The organism is Paraflavitalea sp. CAU 1676 (assembly GCF_029223285.1).
In the GTDB taxonomy this organism is placed as follows: domain Bacteria; phylum Bacteroidota; class Bacteroidia; order Chitinophagales; family Chitinophagaceae; genus Paraflavitalea.
In genome coordinates this window covers 379,394-394,006 of sequence record NZ_JARHUJ010000009.1, presented here as the reverse complement: position 1 = coordinate 394,006, position 14,613 = coordinate 379,394, and the positions used below count along the sequence as shown (strand labels likewise).

Annotated in this window: 9 protein-coding genes; 4 read left to right on the top strand and 5 right to left on the bottom strand. The window is 51.1% G+C overall.

The features are described from left to right. Positions 1-21: 21 nt before the first annotated feature. The 3 genes from P2H89_RS28595 to P2H89_RS28585 form a co-directional block, all read right to left on the bottom strand. Positions 22-3,513 (bottom strand): SusC/RagA family TonB-linked outer membrane protein, encoded by a 3,492-nt coding sequence (locus P2H89_RS28595; RefSeq protein WP_275833628.1) that lies wholly within the window; start codon positions 3,511-3,513, stop codon positions 22-24. Positions 3,514-3,539: 26 nt separating this feature from the next. Further along, on the bottom strand, positions 3,540-4,574 hold the full coding sequence (locus tag P2H89_RS28590) for a FecR domain-containing protein (protein WP_275833626.1): 1,035 nt from the start codon (positions 4,572-4,574) through the stop codon (positions 3,540-3,542). Between the two features lie 236 nt (positions 4,575-4,810). Then, positions 4,811-5,737, bottom strand: a complete 927-nt coding sequence (locus P2H89_RS28585) for an AraC family transcriptional regulator (protein WP_275833624.1) — start codon at positions 5,735-5,737, stop codon at positions 4,811-4,813. Positions 5,738-5,893: 156 nt separating this feature from the next. On the opposite strand from P2H89_RS28585, the gene P2H89_RS28580 reads away from it, so the two are divergent. Then, on the top strand, positions 5,894-7,426 hold the full coding sequence (locus P2H89_RS28580; protein ID WP_275833622.1) for an aldehyde dehydrogenase family protein: 1,533 nt from the start codon (positions 5,894-5,896) through the stop codon (positions 7,424-7,426). A gap of 72 nt (positions 7,427-7,498) precedes the next feature. Continuing rightward, positions 7,499-7,882 carry a DUF779 domain-containing protein gene (locus P2H89_RS28575; protein ID WP_275833620.1) on the top strand — a complete coding sequence of 128 codons (384 nt, stop codon included), beginning with the start codon at positions 7,499-7,501 and terminating at the stop codon, positions 7,880-7,882. 60 nt (positions 7,883-7,942) lie between these two features. On the opposite strand, the gene P2H89_RS28570 is transcribed toward P2H89_RS28575, so the two are convergent. Together P2H89_RS28570 and P2H89_RS28565 are read right to left on the bottom strand one after the other, a co-directional pair. Continuing rightward, the gene (locus tag P2H89_RS28570) at positions 7,943-8,491 is read right to left on the bottom strand and encodes a sigma-70 family RNA polymerase sigma factor (RefSeq protein WP_275833617.1); all 549 of its coding nucleotides are present in this window, start codon (positions 8,489-8,491) and stop codon (positions 7,943-7,945) included. Between the two features lie 77 nt (positions 8,492-8,568). After that, on the bottom strand, positions 8,569-11,178 hold the full coding sequence (locus tag P2H89_RS28565) for a glucosidase (protein ID WP_275833615.1): 2,610 nt from the start codon (positions 11,176-11,178) through the stop codon (positions 8,569-8,571). Positions 11,179-11,334: 156 nt separating this feature from the next. Between P2H89_RS28565 and fdhD the strand changes: the two genes are divergently transcribed. Both fdhD and P2H89_RS28555 read left to right on the top strand, forming a co-directional pair. Continuing rightward, positions 11,335-12,162, top strand: a complete 828-nt coding sequence (gene fdhD / locus P2H89_RS28560; RefSeq protein WP_275833613.1) for a formate dehydrogenase accessory sulfurtransferase FdhD — start codon at positions 11,335-11,337, stop codon at positions 12,160-12,162. A gap of 50 nt (positions 12,163-12,212) precedes the next feature. Then, positions 12,213-14,540, top strand: a complete 2,328-nt coding sequence (locus tag P2H89_RS28555) for an FdhF/YdeP family oxidoreductase (protein ID WP_275833611.1) — start codon at positions 12,213-12,215, stop codon at positions 14,538-14,540. Positions 14,541-14,613 lie beyond the last annotated feature (73 nt).

Sequence of the window (14,613 nt, the reverse complement as noted above, 5' to 3'; positions counted from 1 at the left end):
ATTGGTATTGGGTAGGTTGGTTTAGAACTTAATATTGAGGTTAAAACCCCAGCTTCTTCTGCCGGGCAATGATCCATACTCCAGGCCCTGACCGTTTCCATTATTATAATTGGAATCCGGATCTACGTTGGGCACCTTCTTATGAATGATGAAGGGGTTGCGGCTCACGACCGATAAGGAGATCCCCTGTGCACTGATCTTGCGTACCAGGCGGGCGGGCAGGTTGTAGGACAGTACGATCTCGCGCAACTTTACATAGGTTGCATCATAGATGAATGGCGCTGCAATCCCTTTATCATCGCCATAATACTGTGGCCAGTACGTATTGGGATCAACGGGTTTCGTGTTGGCCGTATACATCGGTTTGCCTTGCGGGTCGGTACCGGTTTGCACTACTCCCTGCGGTACATATCCTTTTGCATTGCCGGAAGCGAGCCACTCTTCCGGTGTTTTATTGGCTGCCAGTCTTGCTTCTTCCGACTGTATCCACTCCTGCCGGCCGGCGAGCGTCATCTTGTGCTGACCGCGGGTTACAGCAAAGAGATTGGTCATGGAAAAGAGATCGGCCCCTGTCTTCACATCGATCACAGCGGTGAGGGACACGTTCTTATAGCGGAAGGTATTGGTGAGGCCACCTGTCCAATCCCAGGTACCCTTACCTACAGATGTGCGCTCATCGCTGGCCAGGGGATGCAGGGTGGTGGGATCGAGGATGGTTTGCCCATCGGGTGTACGCTGATAATCATAGCCCAACATGGTGCCATAAGGCAGATTGGGTTCGGCAATCACAGAGATGCCCAGCCAGCGTGCATCAGACAGTGTGATGAATGCAACGCCTTCGGCGAGCGACTTCACCACGTTCTTGTTGTGGGCCGCATTGGCTGCTACCTCCCAGGTAAAGTTCTTTGTAACAACCGGTTTGCCGGTTACCAGTATCTCAACCCCTGTATTGGAGATGGTACCGGCATTGATGACACGCGATGCAAATCCGGCGGAGAAGGGTATATTGACATAGTTGATCTGGTCTCTCGAATTTTGGGTGTACCAGGTGAATTCAAGTCCAAGGCGGTTATTGAGGAACTTCATATCGAGGCCTGCCTCTAAGCTACGGGTACGCGTTGGCCGAAGACCGGCATTGGGATTTGCATTATTGGCGATACCGCCAATTACTACAGAGGAGGGTTGCAAAGGATTCAATCCATAGTTCAAACTCAGCTGATAAGGATCGGTATCGTTACCCACTTCGGCGGCAGATGCCCGCACTTTAAAGAAGTTGAGGAAACCGGTCTTCAAATGGGGTATGGCATCCGACACAATAAAAGAAGCTCCCAGCGATGGGTACCAATAGCTGTTATTGGCCGCCGGCAGGGTCGAGGATACATCCCGCCGGATGGTGGCATCGAGGAACAAGTAACCGTGATAACCCAGGCCAAACGTGGAGTAGAATGAATTGGTACGCTTGCGGATATTGGTTTCTGTAACCGTATTTGTTTTGAAACTATTGAACACCACAGCATCCATCACCACCATATTGGTACCCGCTTTGGCGCTGCCGCGGTTGCGGTAAAATTCCATGCTACCGCCTACATTGATGGTTCCGTCGAAATGTCCCAGCGACTTCTTCATCGTTACCAATAGATCGGCAGAGGTGAAGGAGAAGCGTGTATCGGTACCATCCAGCCGGCCGGTGAGGGCGCCGGGCGTAGTGGGCGGACTGAACTTCTCAAACCCGAGATAGGTAAAATCGTTGTTGATACGGCCTTGTATCCCGAGCCAGTACGTAGGATTATAGTTCAATTGCACAATGCTCATGAGCCTGTCTTTTCGCGTGATGTTGCTCATGCGATTGATGACCCAGTAAGGATTCAAATGGTACTGACCACCACCCCACTCTACGTAATTGCCAAACTGGTCCTGGTAGCCTTCCTCAAACACCTTCTGATCGACGTTGTTGGCAAGCCCTACGAAGTTGAACCCGATATTGCTGGGATCATCGGCCAGGCCGGGCCTGTTCTTGACATACTCGTTCATATAAGTAGCACGTACATCGATATTGAGTTTGGTACCGATCTTACTGGTGCCACGCAAGGTGAAGGTGTTGCGGTTGAGATAGCTCTTGGGTACGATATCGTTGTTGTACAGGTTGCTGTAGGAAAAACGGATCGTGCTGGTTTCGTTGCCTCCTGTAATAGCGATATTATTGGCAAAGGTGGTACCGGTGCGGAAGAAGTTCTCGATGTTGTTCTTGACCAACCCGTAGGGAGCCGTACCTCCGTTGAAGGCTGGTATGGTAAGGTTGGGATCGAGCTTGGCCCCGAAGTTGGAGAAGAGGGTATTGCGGGAAACAAGCTGACTGGTAGGGATGCTGCCACTCATGCCCTGCCCGTATTCGTATTGGTTATCTTCTGCGCGGGTGAGCAGGGTTTCAAATGTAGCGGTGGAATTTAATTCAATACCCAGGCTTTTGCGGTTGGCGCCTTTGCGGGTGGTGATCATAATAACCCCGTGGCCTGCCCGGCCTCCATAGAGGGCCGAGGCGGCGGGGCCTTTCAGCACTGAAATAGATTCTATATCGTTGGGATCGATGGCAGAGATGGCATCGCCCAGATCGAAACCCGATGCATACTTATCATTGGTCGTAGCGCCGTAGTTGGAGTTATCCATCGGCACCCCATCCACTACATACAGTGGCTGGTTGTTGCCGGTGATATCGGTGTTACCCCTGATCAATACTTTGGCAGCACTACCGGGGCCACCGGCGGTATTGCTGATGATGAGTCCGGGTACACGTCCTGCAAGCGTATTGATCACGTTGGGATCGCGTGCTTTATCGATCTGCTCCCCTTTTACTTCGCCCACAGCATAGCCAAGCGCTTTCTTTTCTCTTTTGATACCCAGCGAGGTTACCACTACTTCGTTAAGGCTTTTGGCCGATGCGATGAGCGTAACAGTGGCGGGCTCACTCAATGATCCGACGATGTACATTCTATCTTCATAGCCGATAGAGGTAAAAACGAGACGGCTCTGCGCCTGGGCGGGTATCTCGAAATTGCCATCCTTATCCGATACGACGGTCACCTTCAGCCGTTGGTTGCTGATGCTGACGGAGGAGAGCGGTTCACCGCTATCGCTCACGACTTTCCCTTTCAATACCGTATTGATCTCATTACTGCTGTTGGCGATCGATTTAACGGTGACGGTATTGTTCTTTAACTGGTAGGTGAGTCCGGCGAGGGCACAAACTTTATCGAGCAGGTCTTTGAGTTTGTAGCTGGCGGTTTGCAGCGTGATCTTTTTGGTGAGATTGACCTTGCCTGCATCGTAGGCAAAACGTACCCCTGTTTTTTGGGTAATCTCGCTGAAGGCCTTTTCGACAGAAGCGTCGGCAAAGCCGATCTGAAGCGTTGGGTTATCCTGTGTGATGCCTGAAAATGGCAACAGGATAAACAATAGCAAGGCGGTGCTTTTGAGCAAAGGAAGCCCTTTGCCCACAAGTTTGGTTGTGTAGCTCATAAGCAGTTTAATTTAAAGCAGCCAGGTTAAAAGGCGATGTTGACGGTTTGGTTGTTGATCGTGTATTTTAGATCATAGGTAAATTCCAGTGATGATAAGATCGATTCCAGTTGATCGGCTTTGAAAGCTCCGGTGAAACTGATGTCCTTTTTATAGTTGTCGATGACCAGCTTCTTATCGAAATACTCTTCAATAATGTTCTTGACTTGTACCCAGTTGGCATTGTTAAAGACTACCATGCCTTTGGTCCAGTTGATGAGCATGTCCTTATCGTAGGTAGATTTTACAAGTTCCTGTTCGTGGTGATATACGCCTTGCTCATAAGGTACGAGATGAACGGAAGGTTGCCCTTCTACTTCCACAAGTACCTTTCCTGTTAGGAGCGATACGGTGGTAGGCGCGGCATTGGAGGACTGGTGTATATAAAATGATGTACCCAAAGCGGTGGTGCTTACTTTTCCGCTGATAACGGTGAACGGCTTTTCGGGATTGCGGGCTACTTCGAAGAAGGCTGTTCCCGTCAGCAATATTTCTCTCTTATCCTTATTGAAGCCGGGCGCCAGGCTGATAGAGGAATTGCCATTCAGGATCACCTCGCTGCCATCGGGCAAGGTAACTCTTTGAATGTCCTTCTTGGTGGCGGCAAATGCTACAAAGTCTTTCGCGTTGGTGGGTCTTTTGCCGGCTTTCATTAAATACCAGGTAGCGCCGAGTATCAGCAATACGGCGGCTGCGGCTGGCCAGGCGTAGCGCAGGGCAACGGATCGTCTCCGCGTGATGGAGATGGTGTTGCCGCCGGTATCCCTTTGAGCCGCACTATGACTCGTGATCAACTGGCGCAGTTTTTCCTGCTCGGCCTGTTTGTCAACCGGGATAGCCTTTTGCGTGCGCAGGGCAAAAAACAATTCAGTAGCGCGCTGTAATTCGGCCTGCTGTACCTGCCCGGTTGCCAGGCGCTCTTTCCACATTGCCGTATCGGCCTCATTTTGTTGCAACAGGTAGTTGACGAACGATTCGTCGGCCAGGAAATCGGCGGCGGAATAATGCTGGTAATCGGACATACAATGGTTTACAAGGGTTGGAGGCCGGTTGATTCGTGGCCGGCTGGTCGCCCTTTATAGATAAGATACCCGGAGTGGACGGTTTTTACCGCCAGTTAAGGAAGTTTTTTAAAAAAAGTTTGAGGAGCCGGGTGGAAAAACCGAAATGGTACCCGGCCACCTGCCAGGGAAAGCATGTAGCTTCAGTAGTAAAACGCTCCGCAGTGGTATGCTTTAGTGAAGAATAACAGCTGAAATTATTGCTGTATCAGACAGTCCTTATACGCCCGGGGCGTAATGCCTTCCGTTTTCTTGAATAAACGAATGAAATAGTTCACATCGCTAAAGCCACAATGAAAACTCACGTTGCGTATGCTGTTGCGGGGATCGGACAGCATTTGCTTGGCCAGCTTGATCCGTTCATTATTGATGTAATCGAGGGGCGTAAGACCAAGTTGATCTTTAAACCATTTGAAGAACACATTGCGGCTGAGGTAGGCCTTGCGGCTCAGCGCATCTACCGCTATCTTCTCGGGCAGGTGCTCATGAATATAGTTGAGGATATAATGCATGCGATCCTGGTTCCTTTGCGCGCCACTCTCGATGGCTACCTGCTGCATGTGCTGACTTTGCATCAGCCTGATCAGCAATTCCTTCAGTGTAAGGTCGGCAAACACATTCTTGGCTTTATCGCTGCTGCTGCATACCCGGATCAGTTTATTAATGAGACCAGTTACTTCATTGTCGTTGGCGAAATGGTATTGATTGAACTGTAGCTTCCATTCATGTTTCTCTTCTCCAATATTGTAATAGTGATTCATATAGCTCACCGTTTCCTTCACATAGGAAGAATCAACCGCCAGCGCAATGCATTGGGCAGGATTATCTTTCTCAGCCTCGGGAAAATCGATGACCATGGTTTCGTGGGCAGGCACGATGACCGTTTCGCCAGGCAGGTAATCGAAAGCGGGCTGATCGAACAAGTGCATCACCTTCTTCCCCTTCACCATACTGGTGATCACAAAGTCATTGAAGGTGAGCGGTACATGGTATGCGTCCTGGTAGGTTTCGAAAATATTGAGCTCACAATTGTTGAGGTTGAAAATGCGGCGATTCTCCACCAAGGTCTGCAAATACTTTGGGTGAGTAAGATCGATCTTACTGATGTAGTTTCGAATGGGCATCTCACAATCGTTTTACGACTAACAATTTAAGCAACTCCGCAGCGGTCTGCAAAAGAAAAGTACGATCGTGCTATTGTAAAATACGATCGTGGGTGGGGTGTGTTTAATGAAGAGATGATATTCATATTCTTATTTCTAACGATTAAACTTTCCATTATGAGTACTGCCACCACTACTGCGCCTAAATCGACTGTGGCCGCCAGGCCTGCTTTTAAAGACAAATACGAACATTACATTGGAGGTCAATGGATAGCCCCGTCCAGTGGAGAATACTTCGACAATATTTCACCAATAGACGGTAAGGTATTTACCCGCGCTGCCCGGGGCAATGCCAAAGACATTGATCTGGCGATAGATGCAGCAACAGAAGCCTTCAAAACATGGAGCAAAACGGGCGCTTCCTATCGCAGTAACCTGCTGCTGAAGATTGCCCAGGTGATCGAAGATAACCTTGAATACCTGGCGATTGTAGAAACGGTCGACAATGGTAAAGCCATCCGGGAAACCCGGGCCGCCGACCTGCCACTGGTGATCGATCACTTCCGCTACTTCGCCGGCGTGATCCGCAGCGAAGAAGGCACCATCAGCGAACACGATGAAACTACCGTAAGCATTAATTTACACGAACCTATAGGTGTAGTGGGGCAAATTATCCCCTGGAATTTCCCATTGCTGATGGCCACCTGGAAGATCGCTCCTGCGCTGGCTGCCGGCTGTACCGTGGTGGTGAAACCTGCCGAACAAACACCCACCAGCATTATGGTGCTGATGGAACTGGTAGGTGATATTCTGCCCAAGGGTGTCCTGAATATTGTAACCGGTTTTGGCGTTGAGGCGGGCAAGCCCCTTGCTTCTTCTCCACGCGTAAACAAAGTGGCCTTTACCGGCGAAACCACTACCGGCCGTCTCATTATGCAATACGCTTCGGAAAACCTGATCCCGGTTACGATGGAATTGGGTGGTAAGAGTCCGAATATCTTCTTTGCCTCCGTTGCCGATGCAGATGATGAATTTTTCGACAAAGCTGTAGAAGGCGCTGTGATGTTTGCGCTCAATCAGGGCGAAGTATGCACCTGCCCATCGAGGATCCTGGTGCAGGAAAGTATCTATGACGCGTTTATGAGCCGTGTGATACAACGCACCAAGGCGATAAAAATGGGTAACCCGCTCGATGGCACCGTGATGATGGGCGCTCAGGCGAGTGAAGACCAATACAATAAGATATTGAGCTACCTGGATATCGGCAAACAGGAAGGCGCGGAAGTACTGTGTGGCGGCGAAGCCTTTCATCAAAACAGCGGACTGGAACATGGGTATTATATCAAGCCGAGTATTTTCAGGGGCAACAATAAGATGAGGATCTTCCAGGAAGAGATCTTTGGTCCGGTGACGAGTGTTACCACTTTCAAAACAGTAGAAGAAGCGATTGCAATAGCCAACGATACTTTGTACGGTTTAGGGGCTGGTGTGTGGACGCGGGATGCGCATGAACTATACCAGGTGCCGAGAGCCATTCAGGCCGGTCGAGTGTGGGTGAACTGTTATCATGCGTATCCTGCCCATGCGCCGTTTGGAGGGTACAAGAAATCGGGCTTTGGCAGGGAAACCCACAAAATGATGCTAAACCATTACCGGCAAACGAAGAACATGTTGATTTCCTATAGCAAGCAAAAATTGGGTTTCTTCTAAAGTCCGGTTGTTATGAAAAACCTGTGGGAACGGTGGCGCTGTGCTGCCGTTCCTTATTTTAAAACTACACATATGCCTGTTGCCAGAATTTTATCGACGGATAAAGCCAATGACCTCATCGACCGGCTAAGGGTCGATAACGGCCCCCTGATGTTTCACCAGAGTGGTGGATGCTGTGATGGGAGTCAACCCATGTGTTTTCCCGATGGCGAGTTCAGGACCGGCGGCAGCGATGTATGCCTGGGTGAAGTGCATGGTTGCAGGTTTTATATGAGCGCCGACCAGTTTGAATACTGGAAACACACGCAATTGATCCTTGATGTTACGCCCGGCCGTGGCAGCAGCTTTTCGCTGGAGATCCCGTTGGGGGTGCGGTTCTATATTCAATCGAAATTATTTACCGATGAGGAGTTGAAGGACCTGGTTCCTTTGATGACCGAAGGCGCAACCCCGTGAGCGTGATGAGCACCGGTAGCCGCCGCTGAGTCGGATGGCCGGGACGGCTTTCATCAATATCTACTGATCAAACATTCCCCGCAGGGTCTTGATACTTTCATGAATGCTGTTGTATACGGTACGTACGGAGATGTTGAGCTGTTGTGCGATAGCCTCGTAGCTTAGCTCTTCGAGAAAACGCAGGCGCAGGAGTTCCTGCTGCCGGTCGGTGAGCTGACTAAGCAGCCGGGCTGTTCTTGCTTTGGTGGCTTCGTATTCCTGCAGTTCGATCAACGCTTCTTCTACCGAAGCTGTACTGAGCAGCAGTTCTTCGTTGCCGGCTTCGATCGGTACCAGCTTTTGCACTTTCTGCATTTGACGCAGGAGACGATTCTTGTAACAGGCAAATAAATAAGCCCGCGGATGGCGGGTAATGGGAAGTTTGGCCCGATGCGACCAGAGGCTGGCAAAAACAATATTGATGGCATCCTTGCTTTCCTCTGCATGGTTGCACAACCTCATTCCATATTGCAGTAATTCATCATAACTCAATTGATACAGGGCATACAGGGCTTTCTCGTCGCCTGTTCGCAATTGGTCCCATAAAGCAATGTCGGTTGATGAGGTCATAATGTGTACCTCGACTAAAATAATAAATTTCCTTCAACCTGTGCAAGTTTGATGGGATGAAATGACCCGGCCTTATACTATGGGTTGCTCTTCATGATGATGAGATTTGCTACCAGGCCCGTCCAACCGGTTTGGTGTGACGCTCCGAGTCCCTTGCCATTATCGCCGTGAAAGTATTCATGAAACAACAGGTAATCTTTGAAATGCGGATCGGTCTGCATTTTTTCGTGGTTGCCAAACACAGGCCTTCTACCCTGTTCATCGGGCAGGAAAACATTCAGCAAGCGCTTCGCCAGTTCAGTGCCCACTTCCTTTAAGGTTAAATAATGTCCGGAGCCGGTGGGATATTCAATGCGAAAATCGTCGCTGTAATAGAAATGATATTTACGCAGGCTTTCGATGAGGAGGAAATTCATCGGCATCCAGATGGGGCCGCGCCAGTTGGAATTGCCACCGTACATATCGCTATCGCTTTCGCCAGGCACATACTTTACGAACATCTCGGCCCCATTCAGGTTGATGCAATAGGGCTGCTCGCCATACCGTTTGGACAGTGAGCGAATGCCGTAGTCACTCAGGAACTCCGTTTCATCGAGCATACGGGCCAGCAGGCGCTTCATACGGTGACCGCGCAGCAGGCTTAACAAATGCACATCACCCTTTCCTTCTTCGAACCAGCGGGATACGAGCAGGGCCAGATCGGGCCGGTGATCGAGGAACCATTGCATGCGTTCCGCAAATACAGGATTGTTCTTCAAAGTTTCTTCGGTGATCACCTCCACGGCAAAGAGGGGTATGAGGCCTACCATACTCTTGACCTTCATTTTTACGATGCCCTTTCCCTGCATGCGCACCTGATCGTAAAAGAATTCATCGTCTTCATCCCAGAGGCCGGTATGTCCCTTACCCATGCTGGCCATCGCGCCGGCGATGTACAGGAAGTGTTCGAAGAATTTGGTGGCCATGCCTGTGTACGACTTATTGTGCGTGGCCAGCTCCAGCGATATATGGAGCATATTGAGCGCATACATGGCCATCCAGCTGGTGGCATCTGCCTGCTCGGCCGTTACTCCTTCGGGGAGTGGCGCACTGCGGTCGAACACGCCGATATTATCCAGTCCCAGGAATCCTCCTTCGAAGATATTGCTGCCGGCGCGGTCTTTCCGGTTAACCCACCAGGTGAAATTGATGAGCAGCTTGTGGAATAAGGATTCGAGGAACTCGTAGTCCTTTGCCCCTTTGGCCCTGGCATCCTGCCGGAAGACGCGATACACGGCACCTGCATGGATGGGTGGATTGGCATCGCCCAGCGACCATTCGTAGGCCGGCAGCATACCCGATGGGTGCATGTACCACTCTTCGGTGAGCAGTTGCAACTGGTGTTTGGCAAAATCGGGATCTACCATGCCGATGGTTACGCAGTGAAAACCCAGGTCCCAGGCTGCGTACCAGGGGAACTCCCATTTATCAGGTACAGACAGAATATGCTCGTTGTTGACCTGCTTCCAATCGGCATTACGGCCTTTAAGCCTTTCGGATGGAGGCGACGGCATGGCGGGGTCGCCATCGAGCCACTGTTGTACTTTATAGGAATAGAATTGTTTGTTCCATAACATGCCGGCAACGGCCTGGCGATGAATCCGCTTCTCCTCTTCGTCTTTGACATCATTTTGCAGGTGCGCAAAATATTCGTTGGCCTCTTTGATCCGGGCATCGAACAAGTGATCGAAATGCAGAAAAGGATTCTTTTGAGGCCCCGCGCAAAGGCGCAGCCGAAAGGTTTGCGACCCACGGGCGGGTATGCTTACCTCGCAATCGATCGCCGCTTTGGTACCTTCCCGAGCCGGGTTAACCGTTGGTTTGCCGTGCACGATATGATCGTTGATGCCGTCCTTGTAATAAGGCTTCTTGTTATCATAGTTATAGAGGCGCGCAGTATTCGTTTCGTTTTCGCAATACAGGGGCGTGCCCGCTCCCTCATAATACAGGTGCGCCATTTCAATATCCCGGTGCTCGATACCGATGCAGTTGTCGTCGTTTTGGTAGAGGGAGGGCGTGTACTCCTGCCTTCCCCAGCACCAGGTATTGCGGAACCAAACGGTGGGCAGTACGTGCAGGCTGGCTGCTTCCCCACCCCGGTTGTGCACGGTGATCTGTATCAGAATATCGTTGGGATCAGCTTTAACGTATTCCACAAAGACATCGAAATATTTATCCTCGTTAAAGATGCCGGTATCGATGAGTTCAAATTCTTCGTCATGCCGGTTGCGCCGGCCATTTTCGCGTACCAGCCATTCGTACGGGAATTCCTGCTGCGGGTATTTGTACAGCATTTTCATGTACGAATGCGTGGGCGTCGCATCGAGGTAATAGTATATCTCTTTTACATCTTCGCCATGGTTGCCTTCTTTGTTGGTGAGGCCAAAGAAGCGTTCCTTGATACAGGGGTCGCGTTTGTTCCAGAGCGCCAATGAAAAGCATAGCAGCTGGCGGTCGTCGCTGATGCCGGCTATACCTTCCTCCCCCCAGCGCCAGGCGAGACTACGTGCCATATCGTGGGTGGTATAGTTCCAGGCGTCGCCGTTGGCACTATAATCCTCACGCACAGTACCCCATTGCCTGTCGGACACATAAGAGCCCCATTTTTTCCAGGCCAGTAGTGGTAAACGCTGTTGTTCTGCATTCATGGACGAAGTTTTTCCTTGTTGACCGCTTGTATAGGAACAACAAATATACTCCCGGATGCAGTATCCTGCTATTAGAAGATGTTAAGCAGTTGCCATTGTACAAATGCTGGCGATTTGAGGGTTTACTGCTAACTTTCCGGCTTAAAATGTGGCGCTATGAGTATCCAGGCCGTTACTACCTTATCTATCCATAAAGTGCAGTCCGGCGCAGTGACCGCCTCGGATGACCAACTGGCCATCGAGGAGCCGCTGGAAATTCAGCTGGTGCATGGCGCGGAGCGTATTACGCGCAAGGTTTCGGTAACGATGCGTACACCGGGACAAGATGAAGAACTGGCCGCTGGTTTTCTCTTCACGGAAGGCATTATCCGCAACCGTGAGGCCATCGAACATATACCGCCCGTGCTGGCCGGCGCCAACTCCGTGCGGGTATGGTTAAAACCGGATGTTATACCTCACCTGCAACAAACCGATCGTAATTTCTATACTACCTCCAGCTGCGGTGTGTGCGGCAAAGCCAGCATCGACGCCATTAAGACCGTTTCGGCTTTTGTGGACCTTACCGATCAATTGCACATCTGCGCTAACATCCTGCAGGGCCTGCCGGCGCGGCTGCTGCCGCAGCAGGCGGTCTTTGAAAGCACAGGAGGATTACATGCATCCGCCCTGTTTACACCCGGTGGTGATCTGGTATTGCTGCGGGAGGATGTTGGCCGGCACAATGCGCTGGACAAACTGATTGGCACAGCTTTACTGGAAGGCCTGCTTCCTTTAAATAACTATGTACTATTACTGAGCGGCCGGGCCAGTTTTGAATTGATCCAGAAAGCAGCCATGGCGGGCATTAAAGTGGTCGCGGCCGTGGGTGCGCCGTCGAGCCTGGCAGTAGCACTGGCGCGCGAATACGGGATGACCCTCGTAGGCTTTCTACGCCCGGAACGATTCAATATTTACGGTGGCGCCGAACGGATCGATATTGGATAAGGCCGCATTGAAATGTGCGGAAGCTTATTGACCATTGAAAAACTAAGGATATGAGCGACGAGCAACATAAGGTGCCGGGTGCAGAGAACCCGGAATTGTTTACGGGTTTAAAGCTCGGTACTGTAAAAACCAGTGCAGCGGGTGCGACGGCAGTATTACACAGCTTTCAGCAGGTGTTTGGCGAAGCCGGTGTGTTGCGGGGATGGAAGGCCCTGAGCCATTTGAACCAGAAGGGCGGCTTCGATTGCCCCAGTTGCGCCTGGCCCGACCCCGATGATGAACGCAGCGGCATGGCAGAATACTGTGAGAACGGCGCCAAAGCAGTAGCAGAAGAAGCGACTGCCAAAAAGCTGGAGGCTGATTTCTTTGCCCAACATAGTGTGGCCGAACTGGCCGGCCTCACCGATTATGAGATCGGCAGAAAGGGACGTATTGCACAGCCTATGCATCTGCCCAAAGGAGCCACGCATTACCAGCCCATCACCTGGGAGGCTGCCTTCGGTAAGATCGCCTCCGTTCTAAACGACCTCGCTTCCCCCGATGAAGCCATCTTTTATACGTCGGGCCGCACCAGCAATGAAGCGGCTTTTCTTTATCAACTGTTTGTACGTGCCTATGGCACCAACAACCTGCCCGACTGCAGCAATATGTGCCATGAGAGCAGCGGTGTTGCGTTGGGCGAATCGCTGGGCATCGGCAAGGGATCGGTGAAGCTGGAAGACTTTTACGAGGCAGAAGTGATCATGATACTGGGTCAAAACCCAGGCACCAACCATCCCCGGATGTTGACGGCCCTGCAAAAAGCCAAGGCACAGGGGGCACAGATCGTTTCCATCAATCCATTGCCCGAGGCAGGATTAAAGGGCTTCAACAACCCCCAGCAGCTAAAGGGCCTGTTGCATATGGGCACACCGCTTACCGACCTGTTTTTGCCGGTGAAGATCAATGGCGACCTCGCCTTACTGCAGGCCATCGGGAAATTGTTGTTGCAGGCAGAGGAGCGATCGCCCGGCAGCGTATTTGACCATGCATTTATCCGCGATAATACGATCGGCTATGATGCTTTGGTACAACACCTGCGGCAACTGGACATGGACACGTTGGTGAAGGATTGTGGCATCGACCTGCCGCAACTGGAAGAAGTAGCAACCTTGCTGGCCAATAAGCAGCGGATCATTGTATGCTGGGCCATGGGACTCACCCAACATAAGAACGCCGTTGATACGATCAAAGAGATCGCGAACCTGTTGTTACTAAAAGGGAGTATCGGCAAAAAGGGAGCAGGCACCTGCCCGGTGCGAGGCCATAGCAATGTGCAGGGCGACCGCACCATGGGCATCTATGAACAACCCTCACAACGATTCCTTGATTCTATACAAGCCAACTTTGGATTTACCCCACCCCAGCAACATGGATGGGATGTGGTGGATTGCATCAAAGCCATGCACCGCGGAGAAGGCAAGGTATTCTTTGCCATGGGCGGCAACTTTCTTTCCGCTACACCCGATACCCAATTTACAGCGGCAGCGCTACAGAAATGCCGGCTGACGGTGCAGGTATCCACCAAGTTGAACCGGAGTCATTTGGTGCATGGTGAAGAAGCGCTGATTCTACCCTGCCTGGGACGCAGCGATAAGGACATCCTGAACGGGGAGGAACAATTCGTGAGCTGCGAAAACTCGATGGGGGTAGTACAATCTTCAAAAGGCGTGCTGACGCCGGTGTCGGAGCACCTGTTAAGTGAACCGGCGATCGTTTGCCGGTTGGCCAAAGCAACACTTGGCCAGCGAAGCTCCATCGACTGGGACAAGTACCTGGCGCGTTATGATCATATCCGCGAGGATATTGAAAGAACGATACCCGGCTTTGACCGGTATAACGAAAGGGTTAGAGAGCCGGGTGGTTTCTATTTACCCAACTGCAACCGGGAAGGTCAGTTCAATACACAAAGCGGCAAGGCGCATTTCAACATAGCGGTATCGGAACCCTTGGTACTGGCAGCAGGTGAATTGCTGATGATGACGATCCGCAGTCACGATCAATTCAATACGACGATCTACGGGCTCGACGACCGGTACCGGGGCATTTACCATGAACGCCGGGTGGTGCTGATGAACCAGGGAGATATGAATAAATATGGGTTGAAAAGCGAAGATGTTGTAGACCTGATCAATGAGCATGATGGCGTAGAAAGAGTAGCCAGGCAATTTATCGTGGTGCCTTATGCGATCCCGGCTGGCTGCACAGCCACCTATTTCCCCGAGACGAATGTATTGGTGCCCATCAATAGCGTGGCAGAGAAAAGTAATACCCCCACCTCGAAAGCAGTGGTGATCAGGATCAGGAAACATGTTCCGGATACGACGGCACAGCTGTAAGAGACACAAGAACCTACTTAATAAGAAAAGGCTGACCACTGCATGGGTCAGCCTTTTTATTTAATACTCATGT

Coding starts and splice junctions, on each gene's coding strand:
- P2H89_RS28595 (WP_275833628.1), bottom strand. CDS start 3,513: ATGAGCTACACAACCAAACTTGTGGGCAAAGGGCTTCCTTTGCTCAAA.
- P2H89_RS28590 (WP_275833626.1), bottom strand. CDS start 4,574: ATGTCCGATTACCAGCATTATTCCGCCGCCGATTTCCTGGCCGACGAA.
- P2H89_RS28585 (WP_275833624.1), bottom strand. CDS start 5,737: ATGCCCATTCGAAACTACATCAGTAAGATCGATCTTACTCACCCAAAG.
- P2H89_RS28580 (WP_275833622.1), top strand. CDS start 5,894: ATGAGTACTGCCACCACTACTGCGCCTAAATCGACTGTGGCCGCCAGG.
- P2H89_RS28575 (WP_275833620.1), top strand. CDS start 7,499: ATGCCTGTTGCCAGAATTTTATCGACGGATAAAGCCAATGACCTCATC.
- P2H89_RS28570 (WP_275833617.1), bottom strand. CDS start 8,491: ATGACCTCATCAACCGACATTGCTTTATGGGACCAATTGCGAACAGGC.
- P2H89_RS28565 (WP_275833615.1), bottom strand. CDS start 11,178: ATGAATGCAGAACAACAGCGTTTACCACTACTGGCCTGGAAAAAATGG.
- fdhD (WP_275833613.1), top strand. CDS start 11,335: ATGAGTATCCAGGCCGTTACTACCTTATCTATCCATAAAGTGCAGTCC.
- P2H89_RS28555 (WP_275833611.1), top strand. CDS start 12,213: ATGAGCGACGAGCAACATAAGGTGCCGGGTGCAGAGAACCCGGAATTG.